Source organism: Methanobacterium lacus (assembly GCF_000191585.1).
GTDB classification, from domain to species: Archaea; Methanobacteriota; Methanobacteria; order Methanobacteriales; family Methanobacteriaceae; genus Methanobacterium_B; species Methanobacterium_B lacus.
On the sequence record NC_015216.1, the window covers coordinates 1,089,972 to 1,113,581 of the forward strand.

The following is a 23,610-nucleotide window of genomic DNA, read 5'->3' on the forward strand; positions in this document are numbered from 1 at the left end:
ACAGAAATAATTGTGAAAAATTTAAAACAAGTTCACAGCGGTAGCTTTAAACGATATGAACACTTCTTTTCCAATATTGAGTTCCAGATCATCGAATGATTGACGGGTCAGTACCAACACAAATTGTTCTCCAACATCCACGGTCAGTTTTATGATGGTTCCAAGATCGTAGATCTCAGTTAATTTTCCTTTAAATTCATTCCTCGCACTGGTTGTTATTCTAGATGTTGACACTGTGATGGCTTCGGGTCTTATTGTAAAATGTACTTTCCCTGTTTTGTGTTCAGTAGATTCGACTACTATATTTCCAGTGTCAACTGATGTTAAATTTTCTTCACCATCTGTTGCAACTCCCCTTATGATATTTTCCGTTCCAACGAAGTCTGCCACAAACTCGTCCTTGGGACGTCTAAAAACTTCATCCGTTGAACCAACTTGGGACACGGTTCCCTGTTTAATGATGGCTATCCTCTCTGCAAGCTGAAGTGCTTCATCAAAGTTATGAGTGACTTGAATGATTGTGATGTTAAATTCTTCATGAATTTTTTTAAATTCTCTTATCAACTCTTCCCTGGTAATCCTGTCAAGTGCACTTAAAGGTTCATCCATTAAAAGCACTTTAGGTCGGATGATAAGAGCTCTTGCAAGTGCAGTTCTCTGTTGTTCTCCCCCACTTAAAGTTCTAGGTAGTCTGTGTGCCAAGTGGGAAATACCGAATAGATCCATCATTTCCCCAACCTGTTCTTCTATTTTCTTTTTATCCACCTTTCTGATGTTCAATCCAAATGCAATATTCTCAAACACAGTCTTGTGGGGAAACAACATGTAGTTCTGATACACGAATCCAACACCCCTCTTTTCAGGAGGAAAATTTGTAACATCCTGGTTGTTTATGTATATCTTTCCTGAATCTGGTGTCCACATCCCTGCTATCAGTTCTAACAGCATGGTTTTACCCGAACCGCTGGGTCCTAAAAATACGAAATATTCATCTTCGTTGATTTCAAGGGTTACATCGTTAATTTTAAATTCTTTCCAATCCTTGGAAAGATGTTCAATTTTTATCATAGGATCTCCATCCTTTTATCAAAAGTCTGACTACAATGAACAGGGCTAAACAAATAGATATGAGGATAATTGCAACGGGAGTAGAGTCTGAAAGTCCAAACTGCACAAACCTCTCATAAATCAGGGTTGATGCTGCAAGTGGATAAAAAGCCAGTATAATAATGGCACCAAATTCACTTATGGCCCTTGCCCAACAAAGTATCGCTCCCACAACAATACTTCTAAGTGCCAATGGAAATGAAATCACAAAGAATGTTCTAAGTGTTCCAGAACCCAATGTGCGTGCAACCTTTTCCATTCTAGGATCAACACTTTCAAATCCTTCCCTTGCAGAATTCACAACAAATGAAGCACTAACAAAAAGCATGGCTAAAATAATTCCAGAAATGGAATTAGTAAAAATTATTCCCAACTTACTCAATGGCGCTCCTATTATTCCTGTGGAAGTAAAAATCAAAAGAAGAGCTATACCAGTAACAGTATGTGGAATAACAATTGGGATATCAATAATTGATTCTACCAAACCCTTACCAAAGAAATCATGTCTTGCAAGGATATATGCCAAAGGAACTCCAAATATCAGGGCTATTATAGTTGCAATCAATGCAGAGTACACACTTACAAATAAGGATGAAATTACTTGAGGGTCATGCAGATTGGCACTTATAGCTCCCAAGTTTGATGAAACCATCAAGTTCAAGATGGGTATAAGAATAAACAGAACCAGAAATGATCCCATGATTGCGAAGAAAATGGTTGTATAATCGTATTTTTTCATATAAACACTCGCTCGAATTAAATAACATCCTATTTTGTAACATTAAATTTGTATTAATACCTCTTTTCCTGCATTTCGATAGATAATGCATCATTTTATTAAATTTTTCCATGATGAACTGGTTAGTATAGTAAATTTAATCAATTTGATTGTCATGTAACTATTGTACATTTATCTTTAAAATTCATATAAATGGTTTATGTTAATATGAGGATATGTATATTTAAATAATTCGATGTTCTAGGTTTTAGTGGGTTTTTTCTAATTTGAGTCAATTTAAATATTTATTACACTTTGAGTAAATTTTTTATGTGTCTAAGTTCAATATTAATACATAATATTGAGGTGACAGTATGAAAATCAGTGCAAGAAATGTTGTGGAAGGAACCGTTGAAGGAGTGGAAGAAGGGGCTGTGATGGCAAATGTCAAAATTAAAATTGAAAGTCCCGATGTAATTACAGCTATTATTACCAAGGAATCTATAAAAGATCTTGATATTAAAGTGGGTGACACTGTAAAAGCCATAATTAAATCCACGGAAGTAATGATAGCGAAGGAATAAAAACTCTTCAAACACTTCTTTTTTTCTAAATTTGTAAACTAAAAATTCATTAATTTCAAGTTAATATGATTATTTTTGAATTTTAAGTGTTCTCGAATTTATAGCCACTATTATGGTACTTACCGACATCAATATAACTCCTGCTGCAGGTGTTAATAAAATTCCCACACTGTAAAGTACTCCTGCAGCTAGGGGTATGGCAAAAATGTTGTATCCAGCACCCCAAACTAGATTCTCAAACATTTTTCTATATGTAGATTTGGCAAGCTTGATTATGTAAACAGCATCCAGGGGATTGCTCCTCACTAAAACAACATCCCCAGCTTCTATGGCAACATCAGTACCTGCTCCAATTGCTATCCCTAGATCTGCCTGTGCAAGTGCCGGTGCATCATTAATCCCATCTCCGGTCATGGCAACTACCAACCCTTCAGATTGAATTTCATGAATCTTGATGGCTTTATCTTCAGGTAAAATTTCAGCGTAGTACTGATCAACCCCCACCTCTTTAGCCACCCACTCAGCAACTTCTTTTCTATCTCCAGTTATCATAATGCAACGGATTCCCATGGACTTAAAATTAGTCACAGCTTCTTTAGATTCTTCTCGTATGATATCTGCCAATGCAATTGCACCTACAACCACGTTATCCACAGTTAAAAAAACCATGGTTTTACCTTGAGAGAAAAGCTTTTCAATGGATTTGTCAGTTACATCGTTGTTGATCTCTTTTAAATAGGCTTGACTAACTACCATAACATCATGTTGGTTAATTTTACCTTTAACACCCCTTCCAGGTAAAGACTTAAAATTTTCAACATCGTATCTATCCTTTGCGGATTCAACAACTCCTTTAGCAATGGGATGTTCCGAATAGGACTCTAGAGATGCTGCATATTTTAAAATTTCATCAGCTGTGTATTCACTGTTTAAAGACACAGTATCTGTAACACCAAATTTGCCTTCTGTTAAAGTACCTGTTTTGTCAAATATTATGGCATCTAAATTTCTAGACCTTTCAAAAGATGCACGATTTCTAATTAAAAGCCCATTTCTGGCAGATAAAGAAGTTGAAACAGCTACAACTAACGGTACAGCAAGACCTAATGCATGGGGACATGCAATAACCATCACAGTCACTGCCCTCTCAAGAGCAAATTCAAAACCAAAATTCGAGATATATAACCAAATTAAAAGTGTTATGAAACCACCAAACAAAGCAATTATAGTAAGCCAGGTTGCAAAGCGGTCAGCAAGATTTTGAGTCTTGGACTTAGTTGATTGAGCTTGCTCAACCAAAGATATAACCTTAGACAGAAATGAATCATTACCGATCTTTTTAATTTCAACAACAACAGACCCATCCCCATTTATAGATCCACCAATAACTTCAGAACCGACTTTTTTAAACACAGGAACAGATTCACCTGTAAGCATGGATTCATCTATTGATGAGTTACCATCTAAGATAACACCGTCCACAGGTACCTTTTCTCCAGGCTTAACAAGTACATGGTCATTAATTTGGAGTTCAGCCAATGGAACGTCACTAGTACTTTTATCAGTCAGGATTTTATGGGCCTTTTTAGGCATGAGTTTAACGAGTTCTTCAAGTGCCTGGGACGCACCCATAACTGACCTCATCTCTAACCAGTGTCCAATGAGCATTATATCAATTAGGGTTGCAAGCTCCCAGAAAAATACTTCTCCGTTGAGTCCAAACACTACTGCACTACTGTAGATGTAAGCACTGGTAATGGCAACAGATATCAACATGTCCATTCCAGGTTTTCTTGATACAATTTCACTATAAAATCCTTTAAAAAATGGATAACCGCCATAAAAATAAACAAATGAAGCTAATATGAAAAGAAGAAATAAATCACCAGTAAATGTAAATGAATTATTCAATCCCACTAACTCTTGAATCGTTGGAGATAAAGCAAGGATTGGCACAGTAAATATCAATGATATCCAAAATCTCTTTTTTAAATCATCGATCATGTTAGAGTGTACATGGCCACCTTTGAGTCTGTGTTTCTCATCAAGATCCCCTCCACAGACTACACATTTACCCATAGTTTCATGATCAGCATGCCCCATATCCATAGAACCATCATGATCCATAATTACCCTCCATCAATTGGCTAGACAGATAATTAAAAAAGTCTGAAAATTTCATGAATTATGTTATTATAATATGATTTGAAACATTAAATAATTTTATAAAAAAATCCTTCTTTTGAACTGATTAGGTTCCCATCATCCAGAAATTAATTATTTTCCACATAATCAATTAGGAACATATTTGATAATATAAGTATTATTTGTAGTTTGTTGCCAAGGAAAGGAATATAAAAAGAATAAGATGTATTTAGCCAAAAACTAAATAATTTATGTCATGATATAGAAATAATATGAAAAAAACCTCTAAATTATATTGAAAAACGTAAACCCATGACAAAAAAGCCTCGGGAGGGAATTGAACCCTCGACATCGAGATTACGAATCACGCGCTCTACCAGACTGAGCCACCGAGGCATATCTATTTTAAATTAGATTTCATCCTTTAAAAAGACATCTATTAAAAAAAATATCTTAAAAAAAAGATCATTTGAAGAATATTGGGAGTTTTCATGTTAAAACTGGTCAAGTGTGTGTTGTTTGGTTACAAGGTCATCCAATTCAATTTTCATACCATCTCTAGCTGCCAAGGTTTTCACTCCCGTCTCCTTTGTAACCCGTTGAGCTTCCCTTTCAGGAGATTCCATTATGAATTTCATCCCTAAATGAGTCATAATTGCTAGTTTAGGTTTTACCTCATTGATCAAGGTTATGAAATCATCCACTGACATGTGCCCCCTTATTCTTTCACTACCCGACCTTATGATGCTTGCTATTAAAACATCAACACCTTTATGATCCAAATGTAGATCAGGAGTGTACTCTGTATCAGATGTGTAAGAAACTGTTAGATCCGGACCTGATATCTTAAAACCCACAGCCTTAGGATCACCGTGCACAGTCCTCGTAGCAGTTATTCTAAGCTTATCTGATCTGTGTTCTTCTCCATGTTCCAGAGTCACTACCTCTGGTTTGCTTAGATGATACTTGGAGATACATGGACCCCACCTTTCATATCCATTGATAACACTGGTGCTGCCAACAATTGTTCCCTTTTTACGTGTCATACCTCGAGTCATTGCTTCTAAAAGTACTTCAGCATCAGTATAATGGTCTGTGTGGCAGTGTGAAACCATGAGAATATTTATCTTCATGGGACTAAGTCCAAACTGGTAGGTACGTACCAGTGCACCTGGACCAGGATCTACATGAATATTTTTCCCTTCAAAATCTTCTAATCTAAATCCGCCTGTCATCCTCTTCTGGGTTATTGTGGCGAAAACGACCGCCACCACTTCCTAAAAATATTAATTTCATTATACAATCATCTCCAACCATCATATGTAAACGAATAAAACTTCAATTCCCCTAGGAAATTAAAGTATTTAAAACAATATTAATCTTTTAATAAATTTAACCTTTTCTCAAATAAAAAAGTAAAAAATTAATCATCTGATCTGCAGAGGATAAATCCACAGTTCAAACTTTCCTTGGTTCGTTTAATGCACAGATTTTCGTTTTCGATCACTGCAAGATCACCCATCACAACATTTTGAGGATTTTCTGAAGTCAATATAACACGCTCTGCAGGTTTAGCAACGGGTTCCCAGTTGAAATCAAGTGCTTCCACAGTTTGATCGAGTATTATTTCGACATCATTGCCATTTACCCGTGTCACAGTACCAATATTTCCCTCAATCACAATTTTAGTGGCCATCTGAATGTTCTTGGTAGCTTTAATATTCTCTTCCCTCAACTGGTTTCTGAAGGCTTCCAGATTCTTAACATCTTCAAGAACAGTTGTCCTTATCACTTCCTTGGCCAACTTTTGATCCATTGAATTGTACTTTATCATCAAATCGAAGCTTTTACTCACAGAGGGTGTGTTTTCAGAAACTTCGCTCATAACAAGTTCCATGATCCTTTCAACATCTACAAACTTCATTTTAGGTTTCCAATACTTTTTAATGGTTTTTTCAGCAAGTTCCTGTGTATACTTGTTACCGTAGACAATTATGGATCTTCCACCACTTTTAACAGTATCAATATTTGAACCAGTGAGTTCAACCATGCTGTAAGCTCCGGATATGGCGTAAATTCTTTTACGCTTAGTTTCGTGGGTTGCTCTAGATATAACCTCGCCTACCAGTACATTATCCATTTCACGTATTTTTGTTGTGTCATCAGAAATTTTAAGGTTAATCCCTTGTTCTTCTGCCTTTTTAATCAGATCTTCTTCGGTTTTGATCTTTCCAGCGTATAGCTCATCTTCAAGAGTTTCCCGGGCTTCAGGCGAACCATAAAAACCTATTCTCCTCTTGTCCCCAGCCATTATACATCCTTTACTTCCAATATAAGTTACTATAAGACTCATTCTAAACATCACTTCAAAAAGTTTTCAATAAAAAATCTATAAATCTCAAATTATTTGGATAATTTACTTATTTTAAATATACCCTGCAATGTTTCACAGTTTCATTATTAAACTATGGTTTATCAAGATATTTTTTTCATGATTTATGAATGTTTAAGATGTATGAAGGTTATAATAATTTCTGATCCAAAATGGAAGCTGATACTCATAATGATAAAAATTTGAAATTAACTGCCTTGATTGTTGTATGTATTGGATCATTTCTCATTCCATTCATGGGATCGTCCCTTAACATTGTGCTTCCAGTTATACAGAATGAGCTTTCTGTAAACTTAATAATTCTAAGCTGGATACCAACTGTGTTCGTACTTGCAAATGCTGCAACTATCCTGCCATTAGGACGTTTAGGAGATATAATCGGCCGAAAAAAAGTTTATGCCTATGGTATGGTTATTTACACCGTAGCATCACTACTTGCAGGATTATCAACATCAGGCATCATGCTTGTGTGCTTCAGTTTCATGCAAGGAATTGGATGTGCCATGATCTTCGCATCAGCAGTGGCCTTACTCAGCAGTGTGTATCCATCAAACCAACGTGGTGAAGCCCTTGGAGCTTACATCACAGCAGTATATATTGGACTATTTTTAGGACCACTACTCGGAGGTTTTTTAGCTAATAACATTGGATGGAGAAGTATATTCCTCTTTAACGTACCTGTAGGAATTATAAGCTTGATACTAATTAAATTCAAACTACATGGAGATTGGAAGGGCTATGATGGCGAGAAATTTGAGAAAAGTGGTTCGGTAATATATATAATTGCACTTCTTGCAATATTGTATGGAATTTCCAGCTTCCAAACCAATTTAGGAAAGTTGATTCTTTTAGCAGGAATATTTGGCCTTGCAATTTTCATACTCAAGGAGAGGGGATCTAAAAATCCAATTTTAAGGCTCAATATCTTTAAAAAGAGAGTATCATCCTTTTCAGCACTTGCACTTCTCCTTATGAATATTGCAACCACGTCTATGTGGGCAATTTTAAGTCTGTACTTTCAGGATATACTATCTTTAAGTCCACTCACAACTGCCATGATACTTTCAGTTCAACCCCTCATGGTTGCATTGTTATCTGTGCCAGTGGGAAGACTGGCTGATAGAGTGGAAAACAGAACATTTTCAATTGCTGGAATGATTCTTGTTACATTAGGCCTCATAATATTTTCAACTTTACAACCTCAAACAGAACTTTACATCCCCATAATTGGCTTGATCCTTGTGGGTATTGGTTTGGGGCTCTTCAACTCTCCCACAACCAACAAGTTCATGGGAAGTATTGAAGGCAGAGACTATGGTATGGCAGGCGCAACACTCTCAACCATGATCTACGTTGGACAAACACTGAGCTTAAGCATCATGCTATTTATATTTTCAATCTACATTGGTAATGTCCAGATAAACAATTCAAACTTTTCACTCTACCTTTTAAGCTTAAAAACAGCATTCACAGCATTTGCAATAATTACAGGTTTAGGAACTATTATAACACTACTGATTGGCAAAAACAATCTAAAAAAGATTAAATCAGATCAGTACACCAAAAAATTAGACTAAATCAAAATTTAAATATGAAAGAGAACTGGATTTTAATTCTGAAAATTGTAACACTGGAACCAATATAATTTCCAGTATTTTCTAATTTCCATTTAGGAATCATTCAATTTTGTTGAATTTGAATACGCAGGATTCTGACCCATCAGTTATGGAGGATCTCCTCTCGATACTTCCCCTTAATCCTGTCCAGTTGAAACTTCTGTTTATCATGGCCTGGCAGTTCAGGCAAAAGATTGGTTTTTTCTTGGCATCTTCTGGCCATGGGCAGTTCAAAAATTCTAGGTAGATCCTGTCACCCTCTTCTGTTACGATGGTTTTGATTCCAAAGTCTCCAAATAAGTTTGCAAGCCAAGCAACGTAAGTTTCAAACAGTTCATCTGCATCTTCAATCTCATCTGGATTCAGTTCTTCAACAAATTTAGGATAGAGATCATCATCCAAACGTTCTGCAAAAACTCTTAAAAGCAATTGTCTCATTTCCATGTCTGAATCTGTGCTGCAAGTGGGCATTGCAGTTAGTATGAAATCGTAAAAGTCTGCAAGAACTCTTTTTTTGGTTTCTTCACTCCTTTTCCTGTCCTTTTTATGTTTGTAGATGGCCATTTGAATGTTGGCATTTATCTCACTCTTTTTAAATGGTTTTAATATGTAACCGTACGGTTCAGTTATTCTGGCCCGTTCTAAAACTTCTTCATCGGAGTAAGCAGTAATGTAAATTATTGGAGTATCTTGATGTTTGTGAATCTGTTGAGCTGCTTCAATACCATCTAGATCTCCTTTAAGAACTATGTCCATCAGTATAAGATCTGGCACAGTTTTAAGAGCTGTTGTAACAGCACCTTCGCCTGTGGCAACTATACCCACAACATCGTAGCCAAGATCCTCTAATTTATGTTTTATTCCCATGGCAACGATGCTTTCATCTTCCACGATCATTATTCTTTCGTTAGACATTAAATTCTCTCCTTGTATTCGAGTTCCTTAAAAATTATGTTGAATTCCTTCTTGTCTCTGTCAAATTTAAGTTGAGCATCAAGCTGATTTACTAGATTTTTAATAAGTTCTAATCCTAAAGTTTCGTTGTTAACTAGATTTATATTTTCTGGAAATGGTCTTCCTGTATCGCTAATAACAAGTGAAAATTTTCCATCTTGAATTCTGTGGAGTTTTACATTTACTTCACCGGTTTTGAAGTCTGAAAAACCATGTTTAAGGGAGTTTGATACGAGTTCATTTATTATAAGTCCACATGGAATTGCAGTTTCAATTCCCATGGTTATATTATCAATGTCAAGGTTTAACCTTACTTTTTGGGAATCCATACCGTAAGAATCGAACAAATCCATTATCAAACCCTTTGCATAGATTTCAAAGTTTATGTTTGCGAGATCCTTTGAATGATACAAATTCTCATGGATCAAGGATATGGATTGTATACGGTTTTGGCTTTCTCTGTAAAGGTCATCAACATTGACGTTGTTGTTTTGTGAAGATTGAAGTGTGAGTAAAGTGGATATTATCTGCAGATTATTTTTAACCCTGTGATGAATTTCTCTTAAGAGCAACTCCTTTTCCTTCAAGGAATTTAAAATCTTTTCCTCATCAATTTTACGTTTAGTTATATCTGTACCCACACCAAACACTATGGTCTCAGTGTTGAGGTACACTGGAGTGAGTGTGAGTTCTAAAATTTTAAGCTTTCCTTTAATTTCAAAGGTAACTTCTAAATTATCCTTTTTATTCCAAAATTCTTCACTTCCAATAGTTTCCACATCATCAGAATATAATATAACGTCAGATAAATTTTTGGTGAGAAGATGCTCCTTGTTGGTCTCCATGAACATGAGTGCAGCTTCATTTGAATCTGTGAAGTTTCCCTTATCATCAAAAACTATTATTGGATGTTTATTTTTTTCAAATAATGTGCGGTACTTGTTCTCACTTTCTAGAAGTGCTTCCTGAGCAAATTTAAGTTCAACTTGTTCATTAAATTCTTTAAGAGCTCGCTGAACAGCATGGCCAAGTTTGGGCAGGTTACTTTTAAGAACGTAGTCTGTGGCACCTTCTTTCAACATTTCAACAGCGAAGTCTTCACCAATTTTACCACTAACAAATATGAATGGAGTTTCTGGACATTTTTCCTTTGTAATTTTAAGGGCTGTTACACCATCAAAATTTGGCAGAGAATGATCAGCAAGAATTATGTCCGGTTTAAATGATTTTAAAAGATCTATAAAATCAGATTCTTCCTCTACCCTTTTTGATACATAATTAAGGTTGGTTCGTTTGAGTTCGCGTTCTGTTAATTCTGCATCTAACTCAACATCTTCAACCAACAATATCCTAATCGGTTCCATGAGGTACCTCTGAAGGTGGTTTGTTTATGAGTATCCAGTAAAATCCCATGGTAGAAACAGCTTCGATGAATTCATCAAATTCAACTGGTTTGCTTACGTAGCTGTTAACTCCCAATTTGTAACTTTCCACAATATCCCGATCTTCCTTGGAAGATGTTAAAACAACCACAGGAATGTTTTTTGTGTTTTCATTTTCCTTAATTTTGTGAAGAACCTCTAAACCATCTACCTTGGGCATTCTAAGATCAAGAAGTATGAGTTTGGGCAGATCTTCGGGATTTCTATCTGAAAACTCTCCCTTCGCAAATATGAAATCCAAAGCTTCGGCTCCATCTTTAACCCATACCAATTTGTTAATCAGATTTTTCTTTTTTAAAGCCCTCATTGTGAGTTCAGCATCTGTGGGATTGTCTTCAACCAGTAGAATTTCAGTTTCATCCAAACTCATAAATATCTTCTCCTCCATTCTGTTGGGAATTAATTATTAATTCATTCATTATTTAGTTTTAGGTAGTGAAAAATAAATTGTTGCGCCCTTTCCAACTTCACCTTCACCCCAAACACGTCCATTATGTCTGCTTATGATTCTTTGAACGATTGATAATCCCACACCAGTACCTTCAAATTCTTCTTGGCTGTGAAGTCTTTGGAAAAGGCCGAAGAGTTTATCGTAGTACTTCATATTAAAACCTGCACCATTATCCTTAACATGGTAAATGTAATTGGCTTCATCTTCGGTGTAACCTAACTCTATTCTAGGATTTTCTGTTTTTTTGGTGAATTTAATGGCATTTCCAATTAAATTGGTTAAAACCTGTGTCATAAGTGCCCTGTCAGCATCAACTGGAGGCATATCCTCAACAACAAAGTCAATGTTTCTGGAGCTTACATCCTGTTGAAATTCATTGTAAACATTTTTAGCAAGTGATGTCATATCCAACTTGCTGTTGTTCATTTCCTGACGTCCTGCACGTGATAGTAATAAAATGTCGTCTATTAACTGACCCATTTTCTTAGTGTTATCACGTATGACATTTAAAAGTCTCACACCTTCTTCATCAAGTTCTTTTTCATAATCTTCAATTACTATTCGAGAAAAACCGTCAATAGCTCTTAATGGTACTCTTAGATCGTGTGAAACAGAATATGCGAAGGCTTCAAGTTCGTTGTTTGCATCTTCAAGCTTCATTGCTTCCGTTTTAAGTTCTTGATTCAATTTGTTAAGGGTTCTAACCTTTTCAACACGTTCAGTTAACAGTGCCACCATCAGTATTACAAGTAACAGAAGAAGAAGTATGAAATAATCTCCCCTACCTAAAATGTTATAAATAGGATCCAAAGATGGAATTGCGATTAAAAACCCGCTAATCATTTTTAACTTCTCCATTTAATTATTTTTTTGAAACAAAACTGTGCAAAAATCGGAATGAAAATCGGATCAACCATCAAACTGTCATAGTGGTTAATAGCTGAACTTCCCCCCGAAAAACAGCGTTTAATCATAATAATAAATTTTATAGAACTCCTTGGTATATAATTCCTTCCGTTAATCACCTGCATAGTCACGTTCAATTTTATTAAACAAGTTAAAATAAGTATGAACCTAACAAATATAAAATATGATCCCATATTCAAAGAATTCTGGAATAAATAACAAAAGAAACGCAAGAATAAGATTACTAAGATAGGAACACATACAGTAATTAAAAATACATTCCATTGGATGCGTTAAATAATAAATAATCACTATTTTACAGTATTAATGTTAATATTCTACCCATTAACATCATAAATATTTGATTATGATATTTAGATATGTAACTGTGTTAGCTGTACCTATCACTCCTAATTAACATTAACCCCAGTTAATTCCTTCAATTTATTTCAAGAGTAAACTAAATTGGGTAATTCAAAAAAATATTATAATAAATTAAGATTCAATTAGGATGTAAAAAAAATGAGTTGATGGAAGTCTTAACTTCCATTTAACTGTTCTTAGAGGCTGTTTCTGCCATATCATTGTCTTGGACAATTTCACCGGCTATGTTGGGTACACTTTCTTCTAAAACAGTTTTAAGATACTTTCCAGTGTAGCTTGTGCCCATGGCAATTTCTTCAGGTGTGCCCTCTGCAACTACTCTACCACCATCGTCTCCACCTTCAGGACCTAGATCTATGATGTAATCTGCAGTCTTAATAACGTCCAAGTTGTGTTCAATCACGAGTATGGTGTTGCCTGAATCTCTTAAACGTCCAAGAACATCTAGTAACTTTTTAATATCTGCAAAGTGAAGTCCTGTGGTTGGTTCGTCTAGGATGTAAAGAGTTTTTCCGGTACTTTGCCTGCTTAATTCCTTGGCTAATTTAACTCTTTGAGCTTCTCCTCCGGAGAGGGTGGTTGCAGGCTGTCCGAGCTTGATGTATCCCAGTCCCACATCATCCAAAGTCTTGAGTTTCTTATGGATCTTTGGGATGTTCTTGAAAAATTCCAGTGATTCTTCCACAGTCATATCAAGAACTTCTGCAATGTTTTTACCCTTATACCTCACATCCAAGGTTTCCCTGTTGTACCGTTTACCTTTACAAACTTCACAAGGCACGTAGACATCTGCAAGGAAGTGCATTTCAATTTTGATTATTCCATCACCGCTACAAGCTTCGCAACGTCCACCTTTAACATTGAAACTGAATCTTCCAGGTTTGTAACCTCTGCTTTTAGCTGCAACAGTAGTTGCAAAGAGTTCCCTTATATGGGTGAAAACTCCGGTGTAGGTTGCAGAGTTGGATCTAGGTGTTCTGCCTATGGGTGACTGATCAATTATGATCACTTTGTCCAGGTTTTCAATGCCCGTTATTTCATCATGTTTACCTGCAAGCATGTTCTTACGGTTAAGCTTACCATTAACTCCCTTGTAGAGAACATCGTTTATGAGTGTACTTTTACCAGAACCTGAAACACCTGTTATGCAAGTGAATACTCCCAAAGGAAAGTTAACATCTATTCCTTTGAGGTTGTTCTGTCTAGCACCCTTCACAGATAAATAATTTCCATTTGGAAGATTTCTATTTTCAGGCACTTCAATGAGCTCTCTTCGAGACAGGTAATGTCCTGTGATTGAATTAGGATTTTCCATTATTTCCTTGGGAGTTCCTTCTGCAATAACCTTACCACCATGTTCCCCTGCACCTGGGCCAATATCTACCACGTGGTCCGCAGACATTATGGTGTCTTCATCGTGTTCAACAACGATGAGGGTGTTACCAATATCTCTGAGTCTTTTTAAGGTTTCTATTAAACGTGCGTTGTCCCTCTGATGAAGGCCTATACTTGGTTCGTCTAAAATGTAGAGAACACCAACCAATCCTGAACCTATCTGGGTGGCAAGCCTTATTCTCTGTGCCTCTCCTCCACTCAGTGTACCGGAAGATCTGTCAAGGGTTATGTAATCAAGACCCACATCAACCAGGAATTTTAGACGTTCCTTAATTTCCTTCAAGATCTCCTTGGCTATGTAGAGTTCCATTTCTTTGAGTTCTAGTTCGTCAAAAAACTTTTTTGAAGCTTTAATAGGCATTTCCACAACTTCAGATATGGATATTCCACCCACTGTCACTGATCTGCTTTCAGGCCTGAGTCTGGTTCCTCCACAAACAGGACATTTACGATCACTCATGAATTTACCAACGTAACTTCTCATGTAGTTGGATTGGGTTTCCATGAACAATCGTTCCATACGTTTAACTACACCTTCAAAGCGTCTGTTAACCTTGTAATGTCTGTTTTTTCTGTTAAAATTAAATTCAACTTTGTCAGGTGTTCCGTAGAGAATGTAGTCCTGATACTTCTTTGGCAGGTCTTCAAATGGGGTGTCCATACTAAAACCATAGTGATCAGACACGGCCTTTAACATCTGTGAGTAGTAATTGTCTTTGTTACCTGATTTACTCCACGGTAATATGGCCCCCTCATTCAATGAAAGGTTTTTGTCTGGTACAACAAAATCAGTGTCTATCTCAAGCTTACTTCCAAGTCCGTTACATTCAGGACATGCACCATGTGGATTATTGAATGAGAACATCCTGGGGCTTATTTCTTCAAAGTTTATACCACAGTCAGTACATGCGAAATGTTCACTGAAAACCCTGTCGTCAGTTTTACCATCAGCATATGAGACTATTACAAGACCTTCACCAAGTTCAAGGGCAGTTTCAACAGAATCTGCTAATCTTCGTTTGAAATCTTCATCTCTTCTGATAACAAGCCTATCAACAACCACTTCGATACTGTGTTTCCTTTTTTTATCTAGATCAAATTCTTGGTCGATACCAGAAATTTCACCATCTACACGGACCCGTATGAATCCCTTCTTCTTTAGATCATCGAAGACTTTGACATGTTCTCCTTTCCTATCCTTAATTATAGGTGCGAGTATCTGAATTTTGGTCTCTTCAGGCTCTGTGAGTATGGAATCAACTATCTGTCCAGATGTCTGTTGTGAAATTTCCTTGCCACATTTATAACAATGTGGTGTTCCGATTCTTGCAAATAGTAGTCTGAAGTAATCATATATCTCTGTAACAGTACCCACAGTGGATCTTGGGTTTACCCTGGTTGTTTTTTGATCAATTGATATTGCTGGGGACAGTCCCTCTATGTAATCAACTTCTGGCTTCTTCATCTGACCCAAAAATTGACGGGCATAGGCAGATAATGATTCCACGTATCTTCTTTGTCCCTCAGCATATATGGTGTCAAATGCAAGGGAAGATTTTCCAGAACCACTCAGCCCTGTAATCACGAGAAATTTGTCCCTTGGAAGGGTGAGGTCAACATTTTGCAAGTTGTGTTCCCTGGCCCCTTTTATGGTTATGTAATCCTTTTTAGTATTCATCAGGTGATGCTCCTTCTAAAAATTGTATTTTATCACGGATCTTAGCTGCTGTTTCAAAGTCAAGCTTTTGTGAGGCTTTCTTCATATCTGCCTCGAGATCCTTAATTAATAGTAATAATTCGTCCTTAGGAATGTCTTTAACATTATCCCTTATCTTAGTATCTTTTTTAGTCTTTTCTTTAACAGATCTCACAGTTGATTTAGGGTTGATACCATTTTCCTTGTTGTAGGCCATCTGTAACTTTCGCCTTTCATTGGTTATTTCAACTGCAGAACTTATTGAGTCGGTTATCTTATCGGCGTAGATAATTACTTGGCCCTCCACATTTCTCGCAGCCCTTCCAATTGTTTGTATGAGTGAGGTTTTTGACCTTAAAAATCCTTCCTTATCTGCATCGAGTATACCAACAAGCGCTACTTCTGGAAGGTCCAAACCTTCCCTCAGAAGGTTAACACCCACAAGACAATCAAAACTACCCCTTCTTAGTTCGTCTATGATATCTATTCTCTCGAGGGTGGTGATGTCGGAGTGAAGGTACCTTACCTTGATTCCAACCTTAGCATAGTAGTCTGTTAGGTCTTCTGCCATTTTTTTGGTGAGGGTTGTGACAAGCACCCTTTGATCCTTTTCAACTTTGGCTTTAATTGCACCTAAAAGATGATCAACCTGGCCAACAACTGGTTTAACTATTATTTCTGGATCAACCAATCCAGTAGGTCTTATGATCTGTTCAACCATGTTCTGACTGATTCCCAGTTCATACTTGGCTGGTGTTGCAGATACATAGAGCACCTGATTTTGGATCATCTCAAATTCAGAGAAATTTAATGGCCTATTCTCCCTTGCTGAGGGTAATCTGAAACCATGATCAACCAGAGAATCTTTACGCGCCCTATCTCCAGCATACATTCCACCAATTTGTGGCACTGTCACATGTGATTCATCTATTATGGTCAAGAAATCATCTGGAAAGTACTGCATGAGTGTTATGGGTGTTTCACCCCACTTTCTTCCTGATAGGTGCATGGAGTAGTTTTCAATCCCTGTACAGTAACCTACTTCTTGAAGCATTTCCATGTCGAATCTTGTTCTCTGTTCAAGTCTCTGGGCTTCAACTAGCTTATTCTGGGAATGTAGTACAGTTAATCTTTCTTCAAGTTCTTTTTCAATATTGGTAATGGCGGATTCGATCTTGTCCTTGGAGGTTACGAAGTGTTTGGCCGGGAAAACAACCACACGATCCATGTCCCTCTTAACGCTTCCAAGCAGGGGATCTATGAGGGATATTCTGTCCACTTCGTCTCCAAACAGTTCAATTCTGATTCCAATATTTCCCTGTGCAGGCCTGATTTCTACAACGTCTCCTCTTACCCTGAATTTTCCCCTTGTAAAGTCGATATCATTTCTTTCGTACTGCATGTCAATGAGGGTTCTGATTATTTTTTCCCTTCCATCGCTGTCTCCAACTTCGACTGAAAGGATGAGTCCTCCATAATCTTCAGGGGATCCAATACCGTAGATGCATGATACACTGCTCACAACAATCACATCATCCCTTGTTAAAAGAGATTGGGTTGTTGAGTGACGCATCATATCTATTTCATCATTTATTTGGGCTTCTTTATCTATATAAGTATCAGATTGGGCAATGTAAGCTTCTGGCTGATAATAATCGTAGTAACTCACGAAGTACTCCACTGCATTGTCTGGGAAGAATTCCTTGAATTCTTCGTAAAGTTGGGCTGCCAATGTTTTGTTGTGTGAAATCACGAGGGTGGGTTTTTTAACCTCTTTAACAACGTTGGCCATTGTGAATGTTTTACCTGAACCTGTCACACCTAGAAGGGTCTGATGTTTCAGACCTTTGTTAAATCCTTCTGAAATTGATTTAATTGCTTTAGGTTGATCTCCTAAAGGTTTGTAGGGTGATATTAGTTTAAATTCTGACATTTTTATTATCCTCTCTTTAGAATAACAGAATAAATTTAAGTTAGTATTAAACCAAATAAATTAATGGTTTAAATTTAGAAATAGAGTAAACAATCATATATTGCTTGTATTCAATCGTTTTAAGACTTCCATTCAAACTTCTATAAAGGTCTTTTTTAATATTTAAATCCAATACTATTATTATAATTTTATGTAATAAAAGTCTTTGTGTTTATTATTTTGAAGTTATCGTATATGTTTTAATACTTATTTGATCCTTGGTAATACTGCACATTCTACTAAGTTTTATGATATTAAATAGTACATCATGTCATATATGTTTTGAAAATTTGTAAAATTGAGTTCAGTTTTTTCATTTTTTTTCTACCCCAAATATAAGTTATAAATATTAATTATTAGATGTTGAGGTAGAGAGCAAATGAGAATAAAAATTAAATTTTTAGAATATTAAAATAATATCTTCTTAAAATTTATATTCCGGAAATTATTTAATAATAAATCACAAATAATTGATGATCAACTTGAGAAATATTGTTAATTGTTGAAATGATTCATCTTAATATCCAATCAATTATAATTTTTCTAAAGTAATTTTTTTGAAATTTTGAATATAATTTATTAATTTTTTTTTTTTTTTTTGATTATAAAAATTTGATATAATTAATCTTAGAAATCCATCTTGATTTATATGATATAAATCAAATGTATTTGGGGGAGTATTATATGATAAAAACAGAGTTTAAAAATCAAATACTAAAATTAAAGAATGATATAACTAAAATAGAAGCTATAATGGAAGATGTCTCTACTAATGGTTCTCATAATATTCAAGATTGTGATGAAAAATATAAGAAAATTCATTTTTCAATAAATAAAAAAATTCATAACTTTGAGAAACAAGGTTTAAAATTACTTCATCTCAACTCTCATCAATCTTTGAAAGATTTTTATTCTTATTGGAAAATTAATTTACCAACCTACCAATCAAGAAGAGAATATATAAGATCTTTATATAATCCTATGGAACAAAAAATAAACAAAATATTAATTGAAATTGATGATGATGATTACGGAACGATTGACCTAAAAGAATTAGAAATTGATAATGATAAAGGAAAATTTGAACTAAAAAAGGATGAATTAGAAATTGATGAAAAACTTTGTTTTGTTTTAATGCCTTTTGATGAAAAATTTAATTCCATATATAATACCATAAAGGAAATAGTTGAAGATGATGAATTTGCTTTAAATTGTAAAAGAGCAGATGAAATTTTTACGATTGGAGTAATAATAGAAGATATCTGGAATTATATCCAGAAAGCACGAATTTTAGTTGCAGAGTTAACTGAAAAAAATCCGAATGTTTTTTATGAATTGGGATTAGCACATGCAATGAATAAAGAAGTGATTTTAATTACACAAAATGTAGATGACATTCCATTTGATCTAGGACATCATAGGTACATCGTATACGAAAATTCTATAGATGGGGCAGAGAAGTTAAAAGAAGCATTGAAAAACACTTTAAGAGAACAATTAAAAGAATAAAAAAATTAGCCTTGATATTAGTAAATATTTTTTTTAAATCCATTTTTTTGAAAATTTTATGACATTCATTGAAAGATAATTAGAAATAGGTGAGGATTAGGTTGAGTAATTAGAAATTTGAAAAATGTAATGAAATAATTAGGAATGTATAATCTTATGAGGTGATTTAGAATGCAGACAATTAATAAGAAGTTAGATGAACATACGCAAGGAATACGAGTTGTTTATGGGATGAAATAAGGTAATTAGATTAGATAAAAAGATTTTAATATATATAATATAGTCCGCAATAAATTTCATAATCATTATTAGGACATCTATTCTATTACGATGATATTATTCAATTTTTGATTATCACATGATTTTTATTTAGAAACTATTAATAAATAAACTCTCCAAGTATTCTATGGAGGGATAAATATGCCAAGAATGTCATCAGTTTATTTAAATATTGATGGGTTGGAAATTACTGAGGTTACTCGTCATTATTATCCAATTGGAAAACCTCACTTTAAATTCAACAGAAATAGTAGTAATGATAGGATATACACCCATCTAAAAAGTAAAGAAGGTAAACGTATGAAATTAATTTATAATGATGAAAACGGTATAAAAAAAGCGGACTCACTTTTTATTCTAAGCTCTATAACTTGTAAAGATGATGTTATAACAGTAAATATGGAAAGGTAGGTTTCATAAAATTAGATTTGTTACACATAATCAACTTTACCGCATATATTTTCTAGAAAATATAACTAAAAAAGCACCCCATATAAAAATTGCAAATATTACTTCAATACTTGCTAAAAATTGAAAACCATCTTTTAAATGATATGATGCATAATCAAATCCTGTCCCTGCGAATACGCTGAAATAAATATAATCTAAAGGATTTGCAATCCCTTCAACAGCATTTAAAATACCATATATTAAACTAAAACCTAATATTAATATCAACCATAATCCTAGTACTTTGTATGGATTACTCCCATATTCAAAAGCCCATTGAACAAATACATATTCCAAAAATCTTTTTAGTTTGCCCTTCTGAAGTCGTTTGGCTTCCATCTCTCGATAAAAATAATAATCTGCTTTGTTTCGATCTCCTAATTTTTCCCATATATTTTTAACATAACGGGATGTTTTTTCTTGAGATAATGGCACAATGAATGATGTTTTATCGAAACTAATACCTTCTTTAAAACTATTGGAATACAATTCAACATCTTTTGTAATTTTTGACTCATCAAAGTTCATAAACTTTGCTGATGAATTGTTTACAACCATTCCCCAGATTGCTGCATTTTGCGCATATAAATTCCCAGTTAATTGTGTATGATCAAGAATTAAGGATCCTATTCTACTTGAATTTAAGTTTAGACTTTCCATTTTTGTTGAAGCAAAATTTAATCGTCCACCAATATTGGACTCATTTAATGCTAAATAACCTTCTAAAGAGCAATTCTCGAAATCAACATTATATTTTACTTTAAATTTCTCAAATAGTCCTTTATACGGGAGTTTTGCCGATGTGAATATTGCATTACCATCTATTTTGCTTTTTGTAAAATCTACCCATTTTGTAATTTTTGCATCACTAAAATCAATATTTCCTGTTACAATTGAAGAATTAAAGTGAAATTCCTCAAATAAAGCTCCGCGAAAACTCATGTCCTTAGAAATTTCCATGTTTTCAAAATATATGTCTCTTACAAAAATACCATCGAAATTAAAATCCCCATTTTTAATTTTTTCATTAATTTTGATATGCTTTAGTTTTTCAATTTTATACATATCGTCTTCATTAAAATCCATATTTGGTTGTAAATGCAGAATACAATAATCATAATTTTTGTAAGTGTCTTCATAACACGGAAAATACTCATATTTGTATTTACATCTCATAATATCACCATAGTATAATGAATTAGAAATTATAATTATTGTAATATTTGAAATTAGAGATCCCTTTCAAAAATGATTTTCTATATCAAATATGAAATCCACATTTTTGATAACGATTTTTAATGTTCTCAATTTTCTTTTGAGAATTGTTTATTAATAAAATTTCTACGTTTAAGTTTAATTTTTCTGAGAGAAACATATGCCATTCAAATTGATCATCAGATATTCGATCATTTTCACTTTTAACTTCAGAAAAAAAGAAATTTTCCTCATTATAAACAATTAAATCCGGGAGACCTGTATTTTTAAAAGCCAATCTTTTGATAAACTCCAATAATTTCTCTTTTTCTATAAATTTTAAGGGTATTAAGTAATCTTCTATAAGATAATGATCCCATCTATCAGTATATCTAGAATATTTGTAATTCCCATCGAAAGTGTTAATAAAATGCTCATTGTGAGATTGAATTAAATAATTTTCTAAATTTTTTGATTTTAAATAATCTATTTTTTCATTTACACTAATTTTTCCTTCAATTTTATTATCCCATAAGAAAAAAATCATAAAACTTTGCCAAAATTGATTTTCGGTATTTCTAGCTTTATATCCTAAACTTTCATAGTAATCTTTTGCTGATTCTTCAGCTGTAAGCCCCCAAATGCCATTACCTAATAAATATTTTGCTTTTCCTCTTCTTGGACTTTTTTCTCTGGTTAAATTTATATTTGTTAAAGAAATCATTTGCACTTATATATGAATTCAACACTTAAATAAATAAAGTTGGCAATGATACACATTAAAACAATTAAATTTAAAATGATTGATGCTAGATTAATTTTAGTAGAAATTAAGGGATGAATCTTGGAATATCTGGTGTTTTTTTTATGGATGATAAAATAGAATTTAATGGTTATTGGTGGTTTCCAAATAAACCTGATGAAGAAAAAGTATTTGGCAAACTTGAATATGTTCCAGGCGAGGGGGCAATTTTAAAGTTATCAGATTTTTCTGAAGATAAATTTGAACCATTTGATAGAGATCCAACCGAACCATATCATGAAATAGTTTTAGGTCTAACATCGGAAGGAAAAAAAATTACATTATACAAATGCCACAACATTTCAAATAGTTATAAAGGTGGGGGCCATGGACAGGAAGAAGTATTTATATTCACTTTAAAAGTGTGGTACATATTTGTAGGACATCATTTTGAAAATTTATCTGATATTAAACTGAAGTGTATTTCAATTCAATATTCTAATTTAGATGAATGGATAGATATGCCTTTAAAAATAGATGAATTGGAGAATAGGCCTAAAAGTATTCCACTAACAAAAATGGGCGATTATAAGGTTTTTATAGATTTTCATAAAAGTATGCCTTTTTCTTCATTTAGAAAAATGACTGTAACCCAATATGCCAATATTTGGATTGAATCATTTCAAAATAACAAACCTTGGGCAGAATATGAAAATATAATTCGTTCTATCCAAAATTTTTTAACAATTGCATTTATGCATCCTACATACCCTTTAAAGATAAAAGGTAAAGTTAGAAAAGATAAAATAATCCAAATAGTGGATGATGATTTTGAAGGTCCTATTGTAGAGAGTTCTCCATTTATAGATATTTATGTTACTCACTCTCAAATTCCTAAACTATTAGAAGAAGTGAATTCTTATCAAATGCTTTTTCCATTTGATGAAGTAAAAAAAGATATAAAAAGATATTTATTAAATTGGCTAGTAAATTCTTCTTTATATAATAGTGTTTATAATTCTTATTTTAGTACAGTTTATAATAAAAATTTATTTCTTGAAAATCAATTTTTAAATGTCATAATGGCTCTGGAAGGATACCACCGTTCGAGGACAGATAATATTGAAATTGACAAGTATTTACATAATAAAAGAGTAGAATCAATTATCAGAGTCGCACCTATAGAACATGAAAAATGGTTGGAATCTCAATTAAATTATAGTAATGAACCAAGTTTGAGAGCAAGATTATTGAATATTTTAAGGCCTTATTCCGACGTATTTCGTAATATGACAAGAATAGAGAGTTTTATTTATAAAGTAGTCACTAATCGTAATTCTTTGGTTCATAAAGATAAAAATAACAACATAGACTATGGACAACTTTTTTATACAACAGTAATATTGAAAATAGTCTTTGAATTATATCTATTAGAAGATATGGGATTCAAACAAGAATATATTAAACAATTAATAGAAAAGAGGAAATCACATTATGCGTTTAAATATATGAAAATGGTTAATATTTAATTCTAATTTTTGATTCATTTTTTTTTAATATTCATGTATTCTAGAACTTATGATTCTGTTTTTTTTGAGATGGTGCAATGTCTGTTACTCAATTAATTTGGTGAATAAAGATTGATACTAGTATACTTTCTTCAAATTATCAATC

Annotated in this window: 18 protein-coding genes and 1 tRNA gene; 5 read left to right on the forward strand and 14 right to left on the reverse strand. The window is 33.9% G+C overall.

All coding sequences use genetic code 11. The features are described from left to right. Positions 1–21 precede the first annotated feature (21 nt). Both wtpC and wtpB read right to left on the reverse strand, forming a co-directional pair. Positions 22–1,068, reverse strand: a complete 1,047-nt coding sequence (gene wtpC, locus METBO_RS05480) for a tungstate ABC transporter ATP-binding protein WtpC (protein ID WP_013644688.1) — start codon at positions 1,066–1,068, stop codon at positions 22–24. Next, positions 1,055–1,846 (reverse strand): tungstate ABC transporter permease WtpB, encoded by a 792-nt coding sequence (gene wtpB, locus METBO_RS05485; protein WP_013644689.1) that lies wholly within the window; start codon positions 1,844–1,846, stop codon positions 1,055–1,057. Before wtpB ends, wtpC begins: the two co-directional genes overlap by 14 nt. 353 nt (positions 1,847–2,199) lie before the next feature. Here wtpB and METBO_RS05490 point away from each other — a divergent pair, with 353 nt between their 5' ends. Beyond that, positions 2,200–2,409, forward strand: a complete 210-nt coding sequence (locus tag METBO_RS05490) for a TOBE domain-containing protein (protein ID WP_013644690.1) — start codon at positions 2,200–2,202, stop codon at positions 2,407–2,409. Between the two features lie 69 nt (positions 2,410–2,478). Here METBO_RS05490 and METBO_RS05495 read toward each other — a convergent pair whose 3' ends face one another. The 4 genes from METBO_RS05495 to METBO_RS05510 all read right to left on the reverse strand — a co-directional run bounded on the left by METBO_RS05495 (position 2,479) and on the right by METBO_RS05510 (position 6,907). Beyond that, positions 2,479–4,536, reverse strand: a complete 2,058-nt coding sequence (locus METBO_RS05495) for a copper-translocating P-type ATPase (RefSeq protein ID WP_013644691.1) — start codon at positions 4,534–4,536, stop codon at positions 2,479–2,481. Between the two features lie 340 nt (positions 4,537–4,876). Next, positions 4,877–4,950, reverse strand: a tRNA-Thr gene (locus METBO_RS05500). Positions 4,951–5,048: 98 nt separating this feature from the next. Beyond that, complete coding sequence (locus tag METBO_RS05505) at positions 5,049–5,825, reverse strand: MBL fold metallo-hydrolase (protein ID WP_013644692.1); 777 nt, start codon at positions 5,823–5,825, stop codon at positions 5,049–5,051. Between the two features lie 152 nt (positions 5,826–5,977). Next, positions 5,978–6,907: a DUF2121 family protein gene (locus METBO_RS05510; protein WP_013644693.1), complete on the reverse strand. Its 930-nt coding sequence runs from the start codon at positions 6,905–6,907 to the stop codon at positions 5,978–5,980. Between the two features lie 191 nt (positions 6,908–7,098). On the opposite strand from METBO_RS05510, the gene METBO_RS05515 reads away from it, so the two are divergent. Beyond that, positions 7,099–8,523, forward strand: coding sequence for an MFS transporter (locus METBO_RS05515; RefSeq protein ID WP_013644694.1), 1,425 nt, complete (start codon positions 7,099–7,101; stop codon positions 8,521–8,523). Between the two features lie 99 nt (positions 8,524–8,622). On the opposite strand, the gene METBO_RS05520 is transcribed toward METBO_RS05515, so the two are convergent. From METBO_RS05520 to uvrB, 6 genes are all read right to left on the reverse strand, one after another. Next, positions 8,623–9,477 (reverse strand): methanogen output domain 1-containing protein, encoded by an 855-nt coding sequence (locus METBO_RS05520; protein WP_013644695.1) that lies wholly within the window; start codon positions 9,475–9,477, stop codon positions 8,623–8,625. Further along, entirely contained in the window at positions 9,477–10,880 is a 1,404-nt protein-coding gene (locus tag METBO_RS05525) for a histidine kinase dimerization/phosphoacceptor domain -containing protein (protein WP_013644696.1), read from the reverse strand. The genes METBO_RS05520 and METBO_RS05525 overlap by 1 nt, the downstream gene beginning before the upstream one ends. Further along, complete coding sequence (locus METBO_RS05530; RefSeq protein ID WP_013644697.1) at positions 10,867–11,328, reverse strand: response regulator; 462 nt, start codon at positions 11,326–11,328, stop codon at positions 10,867–10,869. The genes METBO_RS05525 and METBO_RS05530 overlap by 14 nt, the downstream gene beginning before the upstream one ends. A gap of 48 nt (positions 11,329–11,376) precedes the next feature. Then, positions 11,377–12,252 carry a sensor histidine kinase gene (locus METBO_RS05535; RefSeq protein ID WP_013644698.1) on the reverse strand — a complete coding sequence of 292 codons (876 nt, stop codon included), beginning with the start codon at positions 12,250–12,252 and terminating at the stop codon, positions 11,377–11,379. Positions 12,253–12,865: 613 nt separating this feature from the next. Beyond that, the gene (uvrA, locus tag METBO_RS05540; RefSeq protein WP_394294934.1) at positions 12,866–15,775 is read right to left on the reverse strand and encodes an excinuclease ABC subunit UvrA; all 2,910 of its coding nucleotides are present in this window, start codon (positions 15,773–15,775) and stop codon (positions 12,866–12,868) included. Continuing rightward, complete coding sequence (gene uvrB / locus METBO_RS05545) at positions 15,762–17,723, reverse strand: excinuclease ABC subunit UvrB (RefSeq protein WP_013644700.1); 1,962 nt, start codon at positions 17,721–17,723, stop codon at positions 15,762–15,764. Before uvrB ends, uvrA begins: the two co-directional genes overlap by 14 nt. Before the next feature lie 723 nt (positions 17,724–18,446). On the opposite strand from uvrB, the gene METBO_RS12640 reads away from it, so the two are divergent. Both METBO_RS12640 and METBO_RS05555 read left to right on the forward strand, forming a co-directional pair. Then, a complete protein-coding gene (locus METBO_RS12640; RefSeq protein ID WP_013644701.1) occupies positions 18,447–19,271 on the forward strand; it encodes a hypothetical protein in 825 nt (274 codons plus the stop codon). Between the two features lie 420 nt (positions 19,272–19,691). Continuing rightward, a complete protein-coding gene (locus tag METBO_RS05555; protein ID WP_013644702.1) occupies positions 19,692–19,961 on the forward strand; it encodes a hypothetical protein in 270 nt (89 codons plus the stop codon). Between the two features lie 36 nt (positions 19,962–19,997). Here the strand turns inward: METBO_RS05555 and METBO_RS05560 are convergent, their stop codons facing one another. Together METBO_RS05560 and METBO_RS05565 are read right to left on the reverse strand one after the other, a co-directional pair. Beyond that, entirely contained in the window at positions 19,998–21,176 is a 1,179-nt protein-coding gene (locus METBO_RS05560) for a hypothetical protein (protein WP_013644703.1), read from the reverse strand. A gap of 85 nt (positions 21,177–21,261) precedes the next feature. After that, the gene (locus METBO_RS05565) at positions 21,262–21,918 is read right to left on the reverse strand and encodes a VRR-NUC domain-containing protein (protein ID WP_013644704.1); all 657 of its coding nucleotides are present in this window, start codon (positions 21,916–21,918) and stop codon (positions 21,262–21,264) included. Positions 21,919–22,061: 143 nt separating this feature from the next. On the opposite strand from METBO_RS05565, the gene METBO_RS05570 reads away from it, so the two are divergent. Then, positions 22,062–23,465, forward strand: a complete 1,404-nt coding sequence (locus METBO_RS05570) for an ApeA N-terminal domain 1-containing protein (protein WP_048186374.1) — start codon at positions 22,062–22,064, stop codon at positions 23,463–23,465. Positions 23,466–23,610 lie beyond the last annotated feature (145 nt).

Excerpts from the sequence above, each read along its gene's own strand:
- wtpC (WP_013644688.1), bottom strand. The coding sequence starts at position 1,068 with ATGATAAAAATTGAACATCTTTCCAAGGATTGGAAAGAATTTAAAATT.
- wtpB (WP_013644689.1), bottom strand. The coding sequence starts at position 1,846 with ATGAAAAAATACGATTATACAACCATTTTCTTCGCAATCATGGGATCA.
- METBO_RS05490 (WP_013644690.1), top strand. The coding sequence starts at position 2,200 with ATGAAAATCAGTGCAAGAAATGTTGTGGAAGGAACCGTTGAAGGAGTG.
- METBO_RS05495 (WP_013644691.1), bottom strand. The coding sequence starts at position 4,536 with ATGGATCATGATGGTTCTATGGATATGGGGCATGCTGATCATGAAACT.
- METBO_RS05510 (WP_013644693.1), bottom strand. The coding sequence starts at position 6,907 with ATGAGTCTTATAGTAACTTATATTGGAAGTAAAGGATGTATAATGGCT.
- METBO_RS05515 (WP_013644694.1), top strand. The coding sequence starts at position 7,099 with ATGGAAGCTGATACTCATAATGATAAAAATTTGAAATTAACTGCCTTG.
- METBO_RS05520 (WP_013644695.1), bottom strand. The coding sequence starts at position 9,477 with ATGTCTAACGAAAGAATAATGATCGTGGAAGATGAAAGCATCGTTGCC.
- METBO_RS05525 (WP_013644696.1), bottom strand. The coding sequence starts at position 10,880 with ATGGAACCGATTAGGATATTGTTGGTTGAAGATGTTGAGTTAGATGCA.
- METBO_RS05530 (WP_013644697.1), bottom strand. The coding sequence starts at position 11,328 with ATGAGTTTGGATGAAACTGAAATTCTACTGGTTGAAGACAATCCCACA.
- METBO_RS05535 (WP_013644698.1), bottom strand. The coding sequence starts at position 12,252 with ATGATTAGCGGGTTTTTAATCGCAATTCCATCTTTGGATCCTATTTAT.
- uvrB (WP_013644700.1), bottom strand. The coding sequence starts at position 17,723 with ATGTCAGAATTTAAACTAATATCACCCTACAAACCTTTAGGAGATCAA.
- METBO_RS12640 (WP_013644701.1), top strand. The coding sequence starts at position 18,447 with ATGATAAAAACAGAGTTTAAAAATCAAATACTAAAATTAAAGAATGAT.
- METBO_RS05555 (WP_013644702.1), top strand. The coding sequence starts at position 19,692 with ATGCCAAGAATGTCATCAGTTTATTTAAATATTGATGGGTTGGAAATT.
- METBO_RS05560 (WP_013644703.1), bottom strand. The coding sequence starts at position 21,176 with ATGAGATGTAAATACAAATATGAGTATTTTCCGTGTTATGAAGACACT.
- METBO_RS05565 (WP_013644704.1), bottom strand. The coding sequence starts at position 21,918 with ATGATTTCTTTAACAAATATAAATTTAACCAGAGAAAAAAGTCCAAGA.
- METBO_RS05570 (WP_048186374.1), top strand. The coding sequence starts at position 22,062 with ATGGATGATAAAATAGAATTTAATGGTTATTGGTGGTTTCCAAATAAA.